This window comes from Selenihalanaerobacter shriftii, assembly GCF_900167185.1.
Lineage (GTDB): Bacteria > Bacillota > Halanaerobiia > Halobacteroidales > Acetohalobiaceae > Selenihalanaerobacter > Selenihalanaerobacter shriftii.
Genome location: NZ_FUWM01000020.1, coordinates 16979 through 37486 on the forward strand (window position 1 = coordinate 16979; position 20508 = coordinate 37486).

General features: G+C 32.2%; 23 protein-coding genes. All 23 read left to right on the top strand.

The window, feature by feature from the left end:
- Positions 1-114 precede the first annotated feature (114 nt).
- Positions 115-1257, top strand: a complete 1143-nt coding sequence (gene rodA, locus B5D41_RS10860) for a rod shape-determining protein RodA (RefSeq protein WP_234983940.1) — start codon at positions 115-117, stop codon at positions 1255-1257.
- A 67-nt stretch (positions 1258-1324) separates the two neighbouring features.
- Positions 1325-2194: a M50 family metallopeptidase gene (locus B5D41_RS10865; RefSeq protein WP_078810680.1), complete on the top strand. Its 870-nt coding sequence runs from the start codon at positions 1325-1327 to the stop codon at positions 2192-2194.
- 252 nt (positions 2195-2446) lie between these two features.
- A complete protein-coding gene (locus B5D41_RS10870; RefSeq protein WP_078810681.1) occupies positions 2447-4135 on the top strand; it encodes an Rne/Rng family ribonuclease in 1689 nt (562 codons plus the stop codon).
- 154 nt (positions 4136-4289) lie between these two features.
- The gene (rplU, locus tag B5D41_RS10875; RefSeq protein ID WP_078810682.1) at positions 4290-4601 is read left to right on the top strand and encodes a 50S ribosomal protein L21; all 312 of its coding nucleotides are present in this window, start codon (positions 4290-4292) and stop codon (positions 4599-4601) included.
- A 4-nt stretch (positions 4602-4605) separates the two neighbouring features.
- Positions 4606-4941, top strand: coding sequence for a ribosomal-processing cysteine protease Prp (locus B5D41_RS10880; RefSeq protein WP_078810683.1), 336 nt, complete (start codon positions 4606-4608; stop codon positions 4939-4941).
- Positions 4934-5236 carry a 50S ribosomal protein L27 gene (rpmA, locus tag B5D41_RS10885; RefSeq protein WP_078810684.1) on the top strand — a complete coding sequence of 101 codons (303 nt, stop codon included), beginning with the start codon at positions 4934-4936 and terminating at the stop codon, positions 5234-5236. The genes B5D41_RS10880 and rpmA overlap by 8 nt, the downstream gene beginning before the upstream one ends.
- Before the next feature lie 147 nt (positions 5237-5383).
- Positions 5384-6673, top strand: a complete 1290-nt coding sequence (gene obgE / locus B5D41_RS10890; RefSeq protein ID WP_078810685.1) for a GTPase ObgE — start codon at positions 5384-5386, stop codon at positions 6671-6673.
- Positions 6674-6707: 34 nt separating this feature from the next.
- Entirely contained in the window at positions 6708-7001 is a 294-nt protein-coding gene (gene yhbY / locus B5D41_RS10895; protein ID WP_078810686.1) for a ribosome assembly RNA-binding protein YhbY, read from the top strand.
- A 25-nt stretch (positions 7002-7026) separates the two neighbouring features.
- On the top strand, positions 7027-8151 hold the full coding sequence (gene proB / locus B5D41_RS10900) for a glutamate 5-kinase (RefSeq protein WP_078810687.1): 1125 nt from the start codon (positions 7027-7029) through the stop codon (positions 8149-8151).
- 20 nt (positions 8152-8171) lie between these two features.
- Positions 8172-9428: a glutamate-5-semialdehyde dehydrogenase gene (locus B5D41_RS10905; RefSeq protein WP_078810688.1), complete on the top strand. Its 1257-nt coding sequence runs from the start codon at positions 8172-8174 to the stop codon at positions 9426-9428.
- Positions 9429-9763: 335 nt separating this feature from the next.
- Positions 9764-10180 carry a cytochrome c maturation protein CcmE gene (locus tag B5D41_RS10910; protein WP_078810689.1) on the top strand — a complete coding sequence of 139 codons (417 nt, stop codon included), beginning with the start codon at positions 9764-9766 and terminating at the stop codon, positions 10178-10180.
- Positions 10181-10204: 24 nt separating this feature from the next.
- Positions 10205-12187: a heme lyase CcmF/NrfE family subunit gene (locus tag B5D41_RS10915; RefSeq protein WP_078810690.1), complete on the top strand. Its 1983-nt coding sequence runs from the start codon at positions 10205-10207 to the stop codon at positions 12185-12187.
- Between the two features lie 19 nt (positions 12188-12206).
- A complete protein-coding gene (locus B5D41_RS10920; protein ID WP_078810691.1) occupies positions 12207-12482 on the top strand; it encodes a hypothetical protein in 276 nt (91 codons plus the stop codon).
- A gap of 21 nt (positions 12483-12503) precedes the next feature.
- Positions 12504-13217 carry a heme ABC exporter ATP-binding protein CcmA gene (gene ccmA, locus B5D41_RS10925; protein ID WP_078810692.1) on the top strand — a complete coding sequence of 238 codons (714 nt, stop codon included), beginning with the start codon at positions 12504-12506 and terminating at the stop codon, positions 13215-13217.
- Between the two features lie 3 nt (positions 13218-13220).
- Positions 13221-13898 carry a heme exporter protein CcmB gene (locus tag B5D41_RS10930; protein WP_078810693.1) on the top strand — a complete coding sequence of 226 codons (678 nt, stop codon included), beginning with the start codon at positions 13221-13223 and terminating at the stop codon, positions 13896-13898.
- A 3-nt stretch (positions 13899-13901) separates the two neighbouring features.
- Positions 13902-14603, top strand: coding sequence for a cytochrome c biogenesis protein CcsA (gene ccsA / locus B5D41_RS10935; protein ID WP_078810694.1), 702 nt, complete (start codon positions 13902-13904; stop codon positions 14601-14603).
- Positions 14604-14640: 37 nt separating this feature from the next.
- Entirely contained in the window at positions 14641-14784 is a 144-nt protein-coding gene (locus B5D41_RS10940) for a CcmD family protein (RefSeq protein ID WP_078810695.1), read from the top strand.
- A 25-nt stretch (positions 14785-14809) separates the two neighbouring features.
- Positions 14810-15481 (top strand): hypothetical protein, encoded by a 672-nt coding sequence (locus tag B5D41_RS10945; RefSeq protein WP_078810696.1) that lies wholly within the window; start codon positions 14810-14812, stop codon positions 15479-15481.
- Between the two features lie 80 nt (positions 15482-15561).
- Positions 15562-16443: a PHP domain-containing protein gene (locus B5D41_RS10950; protein WP_078810697.1), complete on the top strand. Its 882-nt coding sequence runs from the start codon at positions 15562-15564 to the stop codon at positions 16441-16443.
- 72 nt (positions 16444-16515) lie between these two features.
- Positions 16516-18003: a TrkH family potassium uptake protein gene (locus B5D41_RS10955; protein WP_078810698.1), complete on the top strand. Its 1488-nt coding sequence runs from the start codon at positions 16516-16518 to the stop codon at positions 18001-18003.
- Positions 18004-18015: 12 nt separating this feature from the next.
- A complete protein-coding gene (locus tag B5D41_RS10960) occupies positions 18016-18684 on the top strand; it encodes a potassium channel family protein (RefSeq protein ID WP_078810699.1) in 669 nt (222 codons plus the stop codon).
- A gap of 484 nt (positions 18685-19168) precedes the next feature.
- Positions 19169-19936 carry a cytochrome c3 family protein gene (locus tag B5D41_RS10965; protein WP_078810700.1) on the top strand — a complete coding sequence of 256 codons (768 nt, stop codon included), beginning with the start codon at positions 19169-19171 and terminating at the stop codon, positions 19934-19936.
- A 29-nt stretch (positions 19937-19965) separates the two neighbouring features.
- Positions 19966-20493, top strand: coding sequence for a hypothetical protein (locus B5D41_RS10970; protein WP_078810701.1), 528 nt, complete (start codon positions 19966-19968; stop codon positions 20491-20493).
- The last annotated feature ends 15 nt before the right edge of the window (positions 20494-20508 follow it).

Consider the following 20508-nt stretch of genomic DNA (forward strand, 5'->3'; position numbering starts at 1 on the left):
GACCAGGATTTCCTGGTCTGATTTTTTTGCCTAACAAGGTAGACTAGTTAGTTGAAGTAATATATAATCTATAATGAGGCCTTTAACTAGCTCGTTCGTTAGGAGGTAAAGAGCATGAGTTTAAAGAATATCAGGATGAAGAAATTACTTCAAGATTTAGACTATTTAATTCCGCTGATAACACTTATTTTAATAGCAATAGGAATATTGATTATTGATAGTGCTACACATATCGATGGTTCAGTTGGTAATCGATTTATTATGAAGCAATTAATAGCCGCTATATTAGGGGTAATTTTAGTAATAGTAAGTCTAATCTTCGATTATAGAGCTTTAAGAAATTATTCTAATCTTATATATATGTTGACTATTCTAATGTTAGTTGGAGTTTTGTTTTTAGGAAAAGAGGTTGCTGGATCTAAGAGTTGGATTCAATTAGGATCGTTAAGTTTTCAGCCATCGGAATTAGCTAAATTAGGTATGATTATTGCTCTAGCTAACTTTTTAGCAGATCGTAGGCAAAAGTTAAAAGAATTAAAGCATTTTATATTCTCTTGCTTATATATTGTACCAATTATTATATTAGTTTTACTTCAAAATGATTTAGGAACGACTTTGGTTTTGTTAGCAATTTTTGCTGGGATTTTTTATATTGCAGGGGCTAATCTTAAATATTATTTTAGTATAGCCGGGACGGTTTGTGCCTTAATTGGAGGAATGTTAATAGCACATTTTCAATTTGGGGTACCTATTCCATTAAAAGAATACCAATTAATGAGATTAATAATTTTTTGGAATCCAAATTTAGATCCATTAGGTTATGGGTATAATATAATTCAATCTAAGATTGCTATTGGTTCTGGAGGTTTATTGGGTAAAGGTTTATTTGATGGAACTCAGAGTCAATTAGGTTTTTTACCTGAAAAACATACCGATTTTATTTTTTCAGTGTTGGGGGAAGAGTTTGGGTTTATAGGAGTAGCAGTAGTCTTAATCTGTTATTTTATTTTAATTTGGAGAGCAATTAAGGTAGCTTTAGAGGCTAAAGATGACTTTGGACAATTATTAGTGGTAGGTATTCTGTCTATGTTTATTTTTCATATCTTTGAGAACGTAGGAATGGTAGTTGGAATTATGCCAATTACTGGGATTCCATTACCATTTATTAGTTATGGAGGAAGTTCATTGTTAACAAATATTCTAGCTATCGGTTTAATCATTAATGTTAATATTCGAAAGAAGAAATTAATTTTTTAGAATATCATATACTTAATTCTACCTTAATATATTTTATAGTAAATATGAATATTAAGGTGGAATTAAGATGTACATAATTAAAATTTGGGGAGTTAAGATAAAATTAAATCTATTATTTTTGGTTGTAATTTTGATATTTGGTTATTTTCGGTTATTAGATAAAGCTTTGATTACATTTGGAGTTGCTTTATTACATGAGATATCTCATGTAATAGTAGCTAAAAACAACAATGTTTCCATAGATGAGATAGAGTTATTACCTTTTGGAGGAGTAGCTAAGTATGGAGATTTGTTAGAATTAGAGCCATTAGTTGAGATTAAAACTGCTTTAGCAGGACCTATATGTAATCTGTTCTTGGCCATGGGAATGATAGTTGCTTTAAGATATTCTTTATTTTCTGTTGATTGGAGTCTCTTTTTTATTAGGACTAATTTAATCATTGCTTTCTTTAATTTACTTCCGGCTTTTCCATTAGATGGAGGTAGAATTTTAAGAGCAGTTAAAACAGAGAAATTAGGATTTAGGCAGGCTACTAAATTATCTATTAAAATCAGTAAGTATTTATCTATAGGAGTAGGAATATTAGCTATTATTGGTTTATGGTTAGGATATTTTAATATAATTATATTAATTATTGCTTTTTTTATTTATATTTCTGCTTCTAAAGAGAATAAAAATAGCATCTTTATATTAATGAGATATCTGGCTCAAAAAGAGGAAAGGTTACAAGCAGAGGAAATTTTAAGAAATGAAGAACTAGTTGTCATAAAAGATGCTCAAATTAAAAGAATTATAGAAAAATTTAAACCTAAATATTTTCACACTGTTGTGATATTAAATCAAAATCTGGATATTGTTGCTACTTTGACTGAAGAAGAAATTATTGATGGTATGTTAAATTTTGGCATTAATACTCGAGTTAAGGAATTAATCTAAGTAATAGTTAAATAAAGGGATTTTATAGTTTTATCCAGAATGTAAAAAAGTAGTATTAATTATAAGATAGAATAATAAAAAATTATCATTTATTAAATACTAATTTTATATCATTTAGTAGATGACTATTCTGAATTATGAATTGGTATTAGTCTATTATCTTTACGAATTAATAAGGAAAGAATAAGTTAATTACTCCTTGTGAAGTAGTTTAGAATAAATGTTGGAAATTTAATAGGGAGATGAAAAGTTATGGTTAAGGAAATTTTAGTTGATATTGATCCGCGAGAGACACGAGTAGCAATTTTAGAAGATAAAGAATTAGCTGAAATATATTTTGAGCGAGATGATGAACAACGAATAGTGGGAAATATCTATAAAGGAAGAGTGGCTGATGTATTACCAGGGATGCAGGCTGCATTTGTTGATGTAGGTTTAGATAAGAATGTTTTTTTACATGTAAGTGATGCTTTTTCCTTGGTTGGGAAAAAGAAACAAAATAAAAATCTATCTATTCAAGAAGTAGTGCAGCCTGGACAAAAAATCATGATTCAAATTACTAAAGAACCTTTGGGCACTAAAGGGGCTAGAGCTACCTGTGATTTGAATTTACCAGGTAGATATTTAGTCTTAATGTCTACGGTAGATCATGTAGGAGTTTCTCGCCGCATTACTGATAATAAGGAAAGAAATAGATTAAAGAAGATAGCTCATGAATTAAAACCGGATGATAAAGGAGTCATTGTTCGAACTGCTGCGGCTAATAAATCTAGGTCTGAATTAAAACATGATTTAAATTTTTTGCTTAGATTATGGGATAAGACTAATCATCACTATCACAATAGTCAAGCACCAGCTTTAATTCATAAGGATTTAAATTTAGTTAATAAATTAGTCAGGGATAAATTTACTAATAAGGTAGATCGAATGTCAATAGATGATAAAGAGGAATATGAAGATATAAAAGAATTATTAAGTTTTATATCTCCACATTTACAATCTAAAGTAAGATTATATCAAAAGTCCAAACCTATATTTGATTACTATGAAATTGAAGGAGCGATTGAGAAGACTTTACAGCGGCAGGTATGGTTAGATTGTGGTGGGTATATTGTTTTTGATCCTACTGAAGCTTTAACTGCTATTGATATAAATACTGGTAAATATGTGGGAAGTACAAATTTAGCAGATACTGTACTTAAGACTAATATTGAAGCAGCTGAAGAGATAGCTAGACAGATTAAGTTAAGGGATCTCGGGGGTATCATTATTATTGATTTTATTGATATGGATAATAGAGAAGATCAGAATCAGGTATTATCTGTATTAGAAGCAGAATTGAAAAAGGATAAGACTAAAACTACTATCTTAGGTTTAACAGAATTAGGATTAGTTGAAATGACTCGTAAGAAAGAAAAAGAAGGAGTAGAAGAGTTTCTACAAACATCCTGTCCATATTGTGAAGGTCGAGGGAGAGTTTTATCGGAAGATACAATTGCGTTAAGAGCGATTCGGAAATTACGGCATATCTTTGCAGAGTGTGATGAAGAGGCGGTATTATTAAAAGTTCATCCTCGGGTAGCTTCTAGGTTGATAGGTTTAGGAGGCAATAATCTTAAAGAATTAGAAGAAGAGTTACATAGACATATTTATGTAAAAGGTTCTGAAGAATTACATATAGAAGAGATTGAGATAGTAGATATAAGTAGCAAAGAAAAAATTGCAGAGTTGGCTTCACCGGTAGAAGTAGGTGAAGAGATAACTCTAGAGATAGAAGAGACTCATGTTACTAACAAACAAGATGGAATTTCAAGGATAGAAGGATTCATTATAGATATTATTGAAGGTGGTCATTTAGTCGGTGAAACTGTAAAAGTAGAAATTACTGATGTTTACCGAACTTATGCTAAAGGCGAAGTGATTCGAGCGATTTGGACTTGACATTATACGTAAAATATGCTAGAATATTGAGTTGTAAATGGTAAATATGATGGTGTTTTACCAAAACCGCTCGGTACGGGTTTGAAAAACTTTAGAAGTTTCTTAAAGTTTACCTAGTTATCGGCGAGTCTGAGGTAGAGGAGGTGTCAAAGTAATGTACGCAATTATAGAAACAGGTGGTAAGCAACATAAAGTAGAAGAAGGACAGATAATCGAAATTGAAAAGTTGGATGCTGACGAAGGTGAGACAGTAGATTTTGAAGTTGTAAAAGCTGTCTCTACTGAAGATGGTTTTCAAGTTGGACAGCCTAATGTTGATGGTGCTAAAGTTGCTGGTGAAGTTTTAGATCATGGTAAAGGTGATAAGATTATTGTTTTCAAATATAAGCCTAAGAATAATTATCGTAAGAAGATGGGACATCGTCAGCCTTATACTAAAGTAAGAATTCAAAAGATAGAAGCGTAGAACTATGGTAACAGTAACTATTAATAGAAATGACTATGGTGAAATAAATTATTTTTGTTCTAGTGGCCATGCGCATTTTGATGAGTATGGTAGTGATATAGTCTGTGCTGCCGTGTCAGCAATTTTACAAACAGCTGTTTTTGGGATAATTGAAAATTTAGGTTTAGAAGATATATTAGTTAAAACTGAAGATGGTTGGTTAATTTGTGATTTAGAAGATTATTCTTCTAATGATGATGTAAAGCTTATTCTAGAAGTGATGGTTACTGGACTAATGAAAACAGAAGAATCGTATCCCGATAATCTTAAAGTAGTGGAAGGGGGTAAAAAAGATGCTTAAAAAAATGAATCTACAATTATTCTCACAGAAAAAAGGTGTAGGTAGTTCTAAAAACGGTCGAGATAGTATCTCTAAGCGTCTAGGAGTTAAGAGTCATGACGGACAGCATATTAAAGCTGGAAGCATTATTGTAAGACAGAGAGGAACTAAGTTTAAGCCTGGATTAAATGTAGGTCGAGGTGGAGATGACACATTATTTGCTAAGTCTGACGGATATGTTACTTTTGAAAGAAAAGGTAAGAAGACACGTCAGGTGAGTGTTTATACTGAAGAGCAGTTAGAGATGATGGCATAAATATATTAGACTTTTAACTCCCAGTAGGTAAATATCTACTGGGAGTTTTTATAGTTATATATTTATTTCATATAGAATTCTTAATAGTTGGGTATAATGGTTGGTAGGATATACATAATTTTTAGCAATGTAAGTGAGGTGAAAACGGTGTTTATAGATGAAGCGATTATTGAAGTTAAAGGTGGAAAAGGTGGAAACGGAGCCACTAGTTTTCGTCGTGAAAAATTTGAACCTCAAGGAGGCCCAGATGGGGGTGATGGAGGTTTAGGTGGAGATGTAGTCTTTATAGTGGATGAAGGATTAAATACTCTAATGGATTTTCAAGAAACAAAACATTATGATGCTGAAGATGGTGAAAATGGTAAAGGTAAGAATCAGCATGGTCAAACTGGAGATGATTTAATAATAACTGTACCTCCAGGGACTGTAGTCTATGATGATAAGACTGACGAAATAGTAGCTGACTTAATAGACGAAGGTGAACGAGTAGTTGTTGCAGAAGGTGGCCGTGGTGGTCGAGGTAATGCTAGATTTAAGTCTTCTACTAGACGAGCACCGAAGTTTTCTGAGAATGGGGAACCTGGTGAAAAGATGAAGTTAAGATTGGAATTAAAGTTATTAGCTGATGTAGGTCTAGTTGGTTTTCCAAACGTAGGAAAGTCGACTTTAATTTCTAATGTGTCAGCCGCTAAACCTAAAATCGGTAATTATCATTTTACTACTCTAAAGCCTAACTTAGGAGTAGTTAAGACTGGAGATTATAGTAGTTTTGTAATGGCTGATATTCCTGGGTTAATTGAAGGAGCACATTCAGGAATTGGATTAGGAGATGAATTTTTACGTCATTTAGAGAGAACTAAAGTGATTGTTCATGTTTTAGATGTTTCGGGTATAGAAGGAAGAGAACCTTTAGAAGACTTTGAAGTTATTAATGAAGAACTAGAAAGTTTTAGTTCGCAATTACTGGAAAGAGAACAAGTAGTAGTAGCTAATAAAATGGATTTAACTCCAGCTCAAGATAATTTTGAAGAGATTAAGTCTGAACTGGAAACAAGAGGTTATCAAGTCTTTCCAGTTTCAGCTGTAACAGGAGAGGGAGTTAAAGAATTAATTAAGACTGTAGATAAGTTAGTTAAAGAGGCTGATGATATTGTTGATATTGCTCCTGAAAAGGAGGAAGTTGTTATTAAAGGTCCGCAACCTACTAATGAAGAAGAGGGCTTCTATATTACTAAGAAGGATGGAATATTTGAAGTTAATGGTGAAGAGATTGAAAGAAGAGTAGCCATGACTAAATTAAATAATGAAGATGCTGCTTACTATTTAGCAAGAACAATGGAAAAAATGGGGGTAGAAGAAGCTTTAAAAGCTGAAGGAATTCAAGAAGGTGACACAGTTAGAATCGGTAGCATAGAATTTGAATATTATGAAGAGTAAAATTAAAATACAAAAATGAAAGGAGTTGGGCAGGATGTTAACCGGAAAACAGAGAAGTTATTTAAGAGGGAAAGGTAATCAGATGAATCCTATAGTACAGATTGGAAAAGATGGTATTAATTCTAATTTAGTAGAACAGACAGATGATGCTTTAGAAGCTAGAGAATTAATTAAAGTTAGAGCTTTGAATAATTCTCTTTATACAGCACGCGAAGCTGCTGATGAATTAGCTGAGGAGTGTGGAGCAGAAGTTGTACAGGTAATAGGGAATGTGTTTTTAATTTATCGTCGTAACGATGAAGACCCTATATATAATTTACCAAACTAATACTTTATAAGTTGTGGTGATGGAAATGTCAATAAAAGAAGAGTTACAAGCAGCAGAAAGAATTGTAATTAAGGTAGGTAGTAGTACGTTGACTCACCCTACTTCTAAATTGAATTTAGGTCAGATTGAAGTTTTAGTTAGGCAGCTAGCTGATCTTAGAAACCAAGGGAAAGAGTTAATAGTAGTAACTTCTGGAGCGATTAGTGCTGGGAGAGGAAAAATAGGTTTAGATGATCCTCCTAGAACTATTCCAGAAAAACAGGCTTTGGCATCAGTGGGTCAAGGTTTATTGATGCAGATCTATGAGAAAATTTTTAGTGAATATGGGCAAATCCCATCCCAAATTTTGCTGACCCGTAGTGATATTACTGAACGAAAGAGATATTTGAATGCCCGCAATACTATATTAAAATTACTTGATTATGACATTATACCAATAATTAATGAAAATGACACAATAGCAGTAGATGAGATTAAATTTGGGGATAATGATACATTATCAGCTTTAGTTGCTAATTTAGCAGAGGCTGATTTGTTGGTTATCCTATCTGATGTAGAAGGGATATATACCGGAGACCCTCGTACTGATGAGACAGCAGAGTTAATTCCTGAAGTTAATGAAATTGATTCAGAATTAGAAGGTTTAGCGCAAGGTGCTGGAACTGATAGAGGGACTGGCGGCATGATTACTAAAATTGAAGCTGCTAAAATTAGTACTAAGGCTGGTATTCCTATGATAATAGCTAAGGGAAGTCAAGGAGATGTATTACGTAAGATTGTTCAAGGAGAGAATCCCGGGACTGTCTTTACTCCTGTTGAACAAAATTTAGCTGCTCGTAAAAAATGGATAGCTTTTAATCTATCAGTCCAAGGCGAACTTATGATAGATGAAGGTGCAGCAGATGCATTATTAAATCACGGTAAAAGTTTATTAGCGTGTGGGGTTGTAGAAATAGAAGGTGAATTCCAAACCGGTGATGTAGTTGATGTGGTAACTGAAGATAAAGAAAAGATTGCTAAAGGTATTGTTAATTATTCTATTTCTGAAGTTGAAGCAATAAAAGGATTACAGTCGACAGAAATTGAAGATAAATTAGGATATAAAGATTATGATGAGGTTATTCATCGAGATAATTTAGTCTGTATGTAGAGAAAGGAGTTTATAAGAAGATGAGTATTAAAGAAGAAGTGGTTAAGAAGGCTAAAGCGGCACATAAAGCAGCTAGAAAATTAGCAAACTTAAATACTAATCTTAAGAATCAAGCTTTGTTAGCTATGGCTGATGCATTAGAAGAAAATGTAGATAAAATTTTTGCCGCTAATAAGAAAGATTTAGAATATGGAAAAGATAAAGGTTTAAGCGAGGCATTGATGGATAGATTATTGTTGACTGAAGAACGAATTAAGAAGATGGCCAACGGTTTAAGAGCGGTAGAACAGTTCGATGATCCCATTGGAGAAGTATTAGAGATGAAGAAACGACCTAATGAGTTGCAGATTGGTAAAGTACAGGTCCCATTAGGGGTTATCGGTATGATTTATGAAGCTAGACCTAATGTTACTGTTGATGCTGCCGGTTTATGTCTGAAATCAGGTAATGCCATTTTATTACGCGGTGGCTCGGAGGCAATTAACTCCAATAAAGCGGTGGCTGAAGTTATTTCTAAAGCTGCTTATGAGAATGGGATTCCTGAAGGTGCTATTCAATTAGTTGAGACTACTGATAGAGAGGCTGTTCAGGTCATTTTTGGATTAAACGAATACTTAGATGCTTTAATTCCACGAGGCGGACCTGGACTTATTCAAGCAGTTGTTAATAATTCAACAGTACCAGTAATTGAAACTGGAGTTGGTAATTGCCATACTTATATCGATAATGAAGCTGACGTTGTTATGGCAAAAGATATAATAATCAATGCTAAAACTCAACGCCCTGGCGTTTGTAATGCCATGGAAACTTTATTAGTTCATAAGGATATAGCTGAAGAATTTTTACCAGAAGTGATTAAGAAGTTACAGGAATTAGATGTAGAGATTAGAGGCGATGAAATTGTTCAAAAGTTAGGAACTGATATTATTTCTGCTACAGAAGAAGATTGGGAAACAGAATATTTAGATTATATTTTAGCTATTAAAGTAATAGGTAGCTTAGAAGAGGCTGTAGATCATATCCATAAATATAATACTAAACATTCAGAAGCGATTATTACTGAGAATTACCATAAAGCTCGTGAATTTTTAAATGTAGTTGATGCTGCTGCTGTTTATGTTAACGCATCTACTAGATTTACTGATGGTGGAGAGTTTGGATTAGGAGCTGAGATTGGGATAAGTACTCAAAAACTTCATGCTCGGGGTCCTATGGGTATTAATGAATTAACTACTACTAAGTTTGTTATTTATGGAGAAGGTCAGATTAGAGAATGATTTTGTAATAAATTAATTTATTAGAAAGCAGCCTGAAGCCATGATGGATAAAGGCTGTTTTTTAATATTTTAGTTTTTTATCTTTTTCTTCACAAAAAATTCACAAAAAGATAATTCTCTATTAAAGGATTTAAGAATGGCTTCTAGAATTATATTAGTAAAGTAATATTTAGCAGAAGCAGATATTTATTAAGGAGTTAGGGGGGTGTAAGTAGAACACTTGTGAAATTAAGAACATCAAATAGAAGTATTTAGTTAATGATAGAATAAATATTATTAGAATAATTATTGTAATAAATGGTAAAATAATATATTATTGTAAAGGAGGGTTGGTAATGACAAAGAAGACAAAGATGGGAATAGGAATTTTAATTTTATTAATCGGATTTGGATATTTACTTTTTTCAGGAATAAGTGGTTCATCAAGTTACTTTTTGACTATAGAGGAAGTATTAGCTAAGGGAGACGAGGTTTATGGTCAGCCGCTTAAAGTTTCAGGGACAATTATTGGTGATTCTATAGATTGGCAGCCTGAAGAGATTCAATTGAATTTTAAGATTAAAGAAAAGGAAGGGAATAAGACTATCTTGGTTAAGTATGATGGGGTGAAACCTGATAACTTTAAAGAGGGGGTAACAGCCATTGTACAAGGGGAATATACCCAAGATCAATACTTTAGGGCAGATGATTTAATGTTAAAATGTCCTTCTAAGTATGAAGCGAAAAATCCAGAAAGGGTTAAAAAAGAATAAATAATTTATTAGGGAGGAAATAATATGGCAGGGGTAGGATCAATAGCTTTATTAATCTCGTTGGCTGTAGTTATTTATACAGTAATTGCATATATTTTAGGGTTAATGCAAAAGAACAAGAGATTATTAAAGAGTGCCGAAAATGGGATATTTGCTAATGCTATTTTAAGTACTGTAGCATCAGCAGCTTTACTTTATGCGTTAATTACTGGTGATTTTAGTATTGAATATGTAGCTCACTATACTAATCAGACTTTACCTTTATTTTATAAGATTTCAGCTTTTTGGGCTGGAAATAGTGGGTCAATTTTATTATGGTATTGGGTTTTATCTATTTATGCAGCTATAATCTCTCAATCAAAGAAGGCACAGGGAGCAGAATTAAAACAATATGCTAGTTTAGTTATGATGTTAATTAGTTTGTTTTTTGTTGTAATGTTAAATTTTGAAACAGATCCATTTACTACCTTAGGATATATGCCTCAAGATGGGCAAGGTATGAATCCAATGTTACAGAATATTGGGATGGTAATTCATCCAGTAACCCTTTATTTAGGATATGTTGGTTTTACAGTACCATTTGCATATGCACTAGCAGCTTTATTCTTAAAGAAGACAGGTGCTACTTGGATTAAGTTAACCCGAAGATGGACATTAGTTGCTTGGTTATTTTTAAGTATAGGTATGATTTCTGGTGGAGAATGGGCTTATGTAGAGCTAGGTTGGGGAGGTTATTGGGCTTGGGACCCAGTAGAGAATGCTTCTTTATTACCTTGGTTAACAAGTACAGCTTTCTTCCATTCAGTAATGATTCAAGAACGTAAAGGGATGTTAAAGATTTGGAATGTATTATTAATTATTACTACATTTATTTTAAATATATTTGGAACTTTCTTAACTCGTAGTGGAGTTATTTCATCAGTACATGCCTTTGGTAATTCAAGAATAGGATTATATTTCTTCTACTTTATGTGGTTTTTAATAGTGAGTTCTTTGGCATTAGTCTTTTCTAGACTTAAAATACTTAAAAGTGGAAAAGAATTCGAGGCTATATTATCTAAAGAAAGCAGCTTTTTACTTAATAATTTGTTATTGATTGGAGCCACTTTTGCTGTATTCTGGGGAACGATTTATCCAGCTATTTCTGAATTGGTCACTGGAGTTAAAGTTACAGTAGGGCAAGCATTCTTTAATCAAGTAACAGTTCCTATTGGAATCTTATTAGTATTTTTAATTGGAGTTTGTCATTTGGTAGCTTGGAGAAAATCATCTGCAGAAAATCTTAAGAAAAATTTCTTACTACCATCAATTTTGAGTCTTATTTTCGCTATAGCAGTCTACACTATCCTAGGAGTTAATAAATTATATTCCTTATTAGCTGTAACGGGAGCCTTCTTTGTCTTCTTAACTACTATTTTAGAGTTTTATAAAGGTATTAAAGCCAGGATGAAGATGACAGATGAAGGAGTTATAACTGCTTTAGGAAGATTAGTTTCTCGTAATCGACGTCGTTATGGTGGGTATATAGTTCACTTGTCTGTTATTATTATGATTATTGGAATTACAGGTTCTAGTGCTTATAAAAAGCAGACTGAAGTAACAGTTAAAAAAGGAGAAGTAATTGAATTCGAAGGTTATAGTATGAAGTATAATGGTTTAAGAATTAATGAAGATCCTAATAAAACAACAGTCTATGCTGATTTAAATATTAAGAAGAATGGTAAACCATATACTAAATTAACACCGGCAAAACAGTATTTTAAGACATGGGAAGAACCGGTTACTGAAGTGGATTTTGAAAGTGGAATTAAAGAAGATTTATACTTGATCTTAGCAGGCTGGTCTGAAAGTGGTAAACAAGCTATATTTCAAGTAGTTGTCAATCCGTTAGTTAGCTGGTTATTTTTTGGGGTAAATGTACTAGTTATAGGTACTTTAATTGCAGTCTGGCCAGATGAAAGAAAACAGTCTATTGAGTTAATGAAAGAGTTACACAAGAAAGTATAATTCATAGGGAGGGATGGTAGTGAGCTTAATGACAGGAATACTGTTAGGAGCTATGGTACTTTATTTGATAGGGTATCCAATTATAGTGGATGAAGGGGTAGATGAAATAGATTATGATGGACGGCTGACAACTTTAGAAGCAGATAAAGAGTTACGTAAAGAAGCTATTTTTTCTGAATTGAATGAAGTAGAACTTGATTATCATATGGATAAACTATCTGAAAATGATTATAAGAAAATAAAAGAAAGATTACAGAAATTAGCATTAGAAGTTATGGGAGAAGAGGCTAGCTAAAAAAGCTAAGGAGTGAAGTCAGTGGGTAATCAGTCATTACTATCAGTCAAAGATTTAAGTAAAGATATAGGAAAGAAGAATATTTTAAATAATATTAGTTTTTCTTTAGAAGCAGGAGAAGTTTTAAGTGTTTTTGGTCCAAATGGAGCGGGCAAAACTACTCTTTTAAAGTTGCTTTCTACAGTTACTAATTTAACTAGTGGAGAATTAGAAATTGCTAATGAAAAAGTTACTGAGGAAGCAATCAGTTTAAGAAAAGATATTGGAGTGATTTCTCATAATACTTTCTTATATGATGATTTAACTGCTTATGAAAATTTAAAATTCTATGGGGAAATGTATGAAGTACCCGATCTAGAGGACTGTATTTTTAATGTGATTGATAAAGTAGGGCTGAATTTTTGTTTTCATGACTTAGTCCGAACTTTTTCTCGAGGGATGAAACAAAGATTATCTATTGCTCGAGCTATTCTTCACTTGCCAGATTTACTATTATTAGATGAGCCATATACTGGTTTAGATCAACATGCCATTGAAATGTTAAATACGGTCATTAATGATCTTAATACTAAGCAACGAACTATAGTAATGATTACTCATAATTTCCAGCAAGGATTAAATTTAAGTGATAGTTTTTTAATATTAGTTAATGGTCAAATCAAGTTTGAAGGAGTTAGTGCTGAGTTCACCTTATCAGAGTTACAGAAGAAATATAAAGAAGTGTTAGGAGAGTAGTAAATGACTTTTTTTAAACAAGTAAAGGCATTGGTCTGGAAGGATTTAAAATCAGAATTTAGAACAAAAGAAATGTTAAGTGCTATGTTAATCTTTGCTTTTTTAGTTATAGTTATCTTTAGTTTTGCTTTTGATCCTACTGATAAAGATTTACAACAAGTCTTTCCAGGCATTATTTGGGTTGCATTTATATTCTCAGGAATCTTAGGACTGAACCGTTCATTTGTTTCAGAGAAAAAGAATAATAGTATTCAGGGCTTGATGTTATGTCCGGCTGACAGAAGTGTTATTTATTTTGGTAAAGTAATTACCAATTTAATTTTGATGTTAATTGTAGAATTTATTTCTTTACCAATCTTTATTATTCTGTTTGATTACAGATTCAGTGGGTCTATACTTAAGTTAGTTTTGGTTATTTTGTTAGGAACCTTTGGTTTTGTTTCTATTGGGACATTCTTGGCTGCTCTAACTGCTAATACTAGAACGAGTGAAGTATTACTACCAATTATTCTTTTTCCTGTAGTTGTACCTCTAATAATTGGTGCAGTAGAATCTACAGAAGCTATTTTTATTGGTAAGGGCATTAGTGAAATTTTACCCTGGTTAAAGATATTAGGAATTTATGATTTAATCTTTATTACTGTTCCATTTATGTTATTTGAGTTTTTGCTGGAGGTGTAAATAGTGGAGATATTAGATAGAGGTAATAAATATAGTAACATTTTAGGGATATTATCCTTCATAGTTACTTCTATAGGATTGTATATGGTCTTTAATTATGCTCCTACAGAAAAGGTTATGGGGCATATTCAACGACTTTTTTATTTTCATGTGGCTGCAGCTTGGATTGCATTTTTTGCTTTTTTTGTAGTCTTTATAGCTAGCATTCTTTATCTTAAGAGTCGTAATACAATCTGGGATATTCTAGGTTTAGCTTCAGCTGAAATAGGTGTGGTCTTTACAACTATAGTTTTAATCACTGGACCTATTTGGGCTCGACCGATTTGGAATGCTTGGTGGACTTGGGACCCTAGATTGACTACTACTTTAATTCTGTGGTTCATTTATATTGCATATATCATAATTCGAGCGTCGGCTGATGAAAGTGAAAAGAAGGCTCGGTTTGCGGCTGTCTTTGGTATAGTTGGTTTTATTGATGTACCTATTGTGTTTATGTCTATTAGGTGGTGGAGAACGATTCATCCTCAAGTATTAGAAGGTGGAAGTATGAATTTAGCCCCACCAATGCTACATACTTTATTAGTCAGTATCGCAGCTTTTACTTTGCTTTATTTTTACTTGTTGGCTAGAAGAATTAAAGTAGAAATATTAGGGAATAAAGTTAAAGAAATGAAAGATAACTTACGTGGTTATCAATATAACTAAAGAATAAGAGAGATTTTTTAATAGGGAGGCTGTTAAGATGGATAAGCTAAATTATCTGTTTGCTGGCTATTTAATAATTTGGATCATTATCTTTGGGTACACTATGCTTATTGGTAGAAAACAGAAGAATTTAGAAGAAGAAGTTGAGTTTATGAAGAAGAATATAGAAAAAATGAATTAAAATTATAGTGAGAGGTGAAAATAATATGGATAAACAGAAGATAATAATTTTAGTTTTAGCTGTTGTTTTATTGGCTGGTTTAATTGCTACTAAACAATCAAGTTGGACTCCTGGTAAGAAACAAGGTGTTCCTATGGAAGAAGTGGTAAGTAATAGTGGAGGTAATCAACAAGGGGATAATAAACAAGATAAGAATCAAAAGGATCAACAAGATAATCCTCATGCAGGAGATAATACAGATACAGAAAAATCACCACATGAACAAATATCAGCCAAAATTGAGACTAATGAGGCTGGTTTTCCTAAAAATATTGGTGGGTTAAAATTAGTAAAGTTCTTATCAGGCCAAAATGCTATTAAAAGCATAGAAGATTTACATGGAACTACTATCGATGTAACAAATGGATATGTAGCAACTTATGGTGAAGGAGATCATATGGTCGAAATTTGGGTCTCTGAAGCTAAGAGTGTAGAAGCAGCTACAAAGCAAATTGAGGTAATGACAGAAAAAATCACAAATAATAGTGATGTCTTTATGCAACCAAGTGCCTTTCAAATTAGTGGTATTAAGTTCTTTCAGACTAAAGGTATGGGGATGAATAATTACTATTATCAAAAAGGTAAGAAAGCCTATTGGATTTCAGTTAAAGGAGTCAAAGAAGCTGAAGTGATGGGGTTAATCTTTAGGGTTTTATAGATAAATATTTGAATTTAAAGTCCAATAGAGTGGATAGCTCTTTTGGACTTTTTTTATGTGGTAAATGAGGGGGAAGAGAGATGGATAAAGTAGACTTACATACTCACACCTGTTACAGTGCTGATGGTGAGATTAGACCGAGAGAAATAGTAAGTATGGCTAAAAAGAAAGGTTTAAAAGCTATTGCTATTACAGACCATGATACTGTAGATGGGTTAGAGGAAGCGTTACAAACAGGAGAAGAGGAAGAGATTGAAGTTATTCCAGGAATAGAGTTTGATACTAAATATAAAGAAGAAAATCTTCATATATTAGGGTATTATTTAGATTGGCATGATAATAGACTAATAGAGATTACTAAAAATATTAGAGATAAACAATATCAGCAGGCTAAAGAGAGAGTAAAACTTCTGCAGGAGATGGATTTTGCGATTAATTGGGAAGATGTAGAAGAAGAAGCTAATATAATTCCTGTTGGTGGAATTATAGCTAAGGTTCTTTTAAATAATGGTTTAAATGATAAGGATCCTAGATTAGAACCTTATTATAATGGTCAAAGAAGTGACCAACCATACTTTAATTTTTATTTAGATTATTTTTTGCCTGGGAAGCCGGCTTCTGTACCTGCTAATATGCCTGATTCTCGTGATATAATTGCTTTAATTAAAGAATTAAATGGTATTGCAGTTTTAGCACATCCAGGTTCAGCTATAAACTTAGATGATAATGAAGAAATTTTATATGAATTAATTGATAGTGGTTTAGATGGAATGGAAGCTTATAGTACATATCATTCAATTAAAGAAAATGAGGAGTTTGCAAAGTGGGCAGCTAATCATCAGATGTTGATAACTGCTGGTAGTGATTTTCATGGACATCTAAAGCCTGATATTGAATTAGGAGGTATAGAGAAGAATAATTATAGTATAGTTGAGGAGATGAAAAGTAAGTTTTTAGCATAATTAAATGAGGGTAATTATAAAGGAATATCAATAATAATAGAGAAAAATAGTAGTGAAGGGAGTAATTTACTAATGGGATTAAATCGAAAATTCACTACTATTTTTTCGTTATTGGGTTCTTTATTATTAATTTTAGGGATAATTATATTATTGCCTATAGTACTAGTCTTCTTTTATCAGGAAGGCTCTTTATTATATAAATCATTTTTAATACCAGCATTAATTTCTCTTTCATTGGGAGTTATATTAATTCAAGTTAGTCAAGGAGAAAAGAGATTAGATTTAACTACTAGTATGGTAGTTTGTGGTTTAGGATGGATTCTGTCTTCAGCTATAGGGGCATTACCTTTTCAAATTAGTTTAAATAAAAGTTTTATAGATGCTTATTTTGAAGCGGTTAGTGGATTTACTACTACAGGTATTACTCTTTTTCAAGGATTAGAGAATATGCCTAAGTCAATAATATTTTGGCGTAGTTTAATTCAATGGTTAGGTGGATTAGGGATTATTACTTTCTTTTTAGTTGTTACATTTCGAAGTGAAGGTGGAGTATGGCAGTTATTTACTGCTGAAAGTCATAAGATTAGTACATCTCGACCAGTACCTAATGTACTTAAGACGATTAAGATATTATGGATGATTTATATTGGTTTTACAGTTTTAGAGATTCTTTTATTAATATTATTTCAGGTGTCAGTCTATGATGCAGTTATTCATAGTTTGACTACATTATCTACAGGAGGATTCTCGAATTATGATAGTAGTATTGGTCATTTTCAACAAATAGGTCATCCATTTTATAAAGTAATTGAATATATTATTATCTTTTTCATGATATTAGGTGGAGTTAACTTTTTGGTTCATTTTAAAGTTTTAACTGGAAATATTAAAGAGATGTTTACTAATGTGGAGTTAAAACATTTTTGGGGAATAATCATAGGAAGTGTTTCATTAATATTATTAGGTAGGATAATGGTCAATGGAGGCTTAGAACTAGCTCAGTTGGAATCTGATTTTAGAACTACTCTATTCCAAGTTGTTTCAGTAATTACTACAACTGGGTATGGCACTCAAAGTATAGGTTCAGCCTTCTTCCCAGCAGTAGCAAAACAGTTATTTCTTTTTTTAATGTTAGTAGGAGGATGTGTAGGATCTACGTCAGGTGGGCTCAAAGTTATTAGAATAGCTATCTTAAATAAGTTATTTACTAGAGAGATTAAGAAAATTTATTTACCAAAGCGAGCTGTATTACCTGTTAAATTAAATAAAAAGATTATTAATGATGAGGAGATTATGAAGATTGGCGCTTTATTCTTTGGGTGGTTAGCATTAATTTTGATCGGTGGAGGAGTTACAGCTTTATTTTCGGACTTATCAGCCTTTCAATCAATTTCAGGAATGTTTTCAGCAGTAGGAAATATTGGACCATTTTATTTTAGTGTAGCTAAAATGGCTTCTTTATCTCCAGTGATTAAATTAACATATATTCTGGGGATGTTAGCAGGGAGGTTGGAGATATTACCTATTTTTATTTTATTTACTAAACAGGCTTGGAAATAGGAGTGATAAGCGATGTATATTATAATTGCTGGTGGAGGGGTAGTAGGTAGGAATTTAACTAAAAAATTAGTAGTTAATCATGATGTAGTGGTAATAGATGTAGAACAAGAGATATGTGAAAGAATTTATTCTCAATATGGTGCAATCAGTATCTGTGGTAATGCAACTCAGATAGATGTTTTACAAGAGGCAAGAATGGAAAAATGTGATATAGCAGTAGGAGTTATGCAGAATGATGCTGATAATTTAGCTTTTTCATTATTAGCTAAAAATTATGGAGTAGAAAAAATATTAGTTAGAATGAGGGAACCAGAATATAGGAGTGCTTATGAATTAGCAGGAGCAACTAATATTGCTGGAACCATGGAATTAATGGTAGAAGAATTTGTAAATGATATAGAACAACCAGATATTAGAAAAGTAATTTCTATAGGGGATGGTAAAGCAGAGGTGTCCTTAATGACGATTCCTAAAGGAGCAAAATGTTCTGGTCGGAGTGTATCAGAGATTGTAAATAGCAAAGGATTTCCTGAAAAGTGTGTAATAGCAGGTATTTTTGATCAAAAAGCTGATGAATTAATTATCCCTAGAGGAAATAAAAGAATACATAGTCATAACCAAGTCTTTTTAGTTGCTACTAGAGAGAATATAGAGAAGGCAGCTAATTATTTGAAAAGATAAATAAGTATATTTGGGACATTTGTCACTAATTTCTGTGATAAATGTCCTATTTATATTATGATATTTGTCATTAGTTTCATTATTTTACTAATTGTGAAAGGGAAAACAAAATTAATATCTAATAACGTATATATGACGATTATATGACGATTTGTTATATGTTCATAATAAAATATTATAAATTGTTAATAAAATTTGACAGGAGCAGACATGTGTTGGTGATTTTTTAAAGACCTAGCTTGTGATTAATGTAACGTCATACATATTTGGATTAATGTCGCACTATATCAGAATGTCGTATGAATAAATTGCTTTTAATGGGGCAACCCATTAGAATAATAGATCTATATCAAAGTAAAGGGGGAGATACAAAAGAGATATAGATATGAAAAAAGATTAAGAATAAGGGTTAAATTGATAATGTTGTAAGTCTTGTAGGCAAAAGTTTTATATGATTGTCAAATACGAAAGGAGGTAACAATTAATGACAGATACTAAGAAGATTAATCTGTTATTCAGTATTACTTTAGTTGCAGTTTTGGCATTAGCAGTAATGGTTGCTATGCCTTCAGAAGTACAGGCGCAGGCTAAAGATTCAGAGTCATGTATATCCTGTCACAGTAAAGTAAAAGATCAATTTCAATTTAGAAGATCAACACATAGTTTAAATGATATTAATTGTATGGATTGTCACGATTCACATAGTGAGAAAAAAACTGATTCTCCTAAGGCTACATTAAAGATGAGTGAGCCGGAGTTATGTTACACTTGTCACGAGGATGTAAAGTTAAACTTTGCACAAAGGAATAGTCACGATTTAGAGAGTGGTGAAATGACTTGCTCAAGTTGTCACACTCCACACGGAGGTCCAGGTGGCGATATAAATGCTTCACTTAATAAGCATTCAGCACTAGCAGGAAGAGCAGGTGACCTTCCTAATGAAACTTGTGTAAGTTGTCACTCAGAAAAGGAAGGACCGTTTGTAAATCAACATAGTTCTGTAGTAGCTGAAGAAGGTTGTGCAAGCTGTCACACTCCACACGGTAGTCAGAATCGATTTATGTTAAAGCATCAACGATCAGATATGGTATGTCGTGAATGTCACGGTACTATGCCAAGCTTCCATTATGATGATGCAGATTTATTAAATAGTGATGCTAAGATTGTTGAATCAGGAGATAGAGAAAATTGTATAACATGTCACGGAACTATTCATGGTTCTAACCAAGACTTTATGATGATGGATGAGTAAAATTAGTAAAAGAAAGGAGGAATTAAATAATGAAGAAAATTAGTAATTTATTAATCTTAATGTTAGTTATTAGTATGTTAGTTATTCCTGTTCAAGCTAAAGATATTGAGCTATTATCTGCAGGAACTCCAAATGCTAAACTTGATGCGTCAGCTATCAAGTTAGAATCTGTAGATTATAACTTAGGTATTCGTTCTGTTGATGTTAACGGAAATGAAGATATGTATAAGCATGATATTGACTTAGATGAGGGTTTTCGGTTATTAGACTTGGAGCTTACTTTAGTCCCAGGTAATGATAATGCCGATAAATACTTAGATTTAGTTAAATTTGGTTTAGGTGATGTACAAGACCCAACATCTACTTATAATCTTCAAGTAAAAGAGTATGGTTTATATGATTTTGGTGTTAAACGAACTGAAAGAGATTATTATTATAATGATGCATCTAAAGATACTAAAGAAGATGCTGCTGACACAAGAGCTGAATATGATTTAACTGAGTATGACTTTACAAGAACTAGAGATACTATGCATTTAACTATCTCTCCAGAGTGATTACCAGAGTTCTTT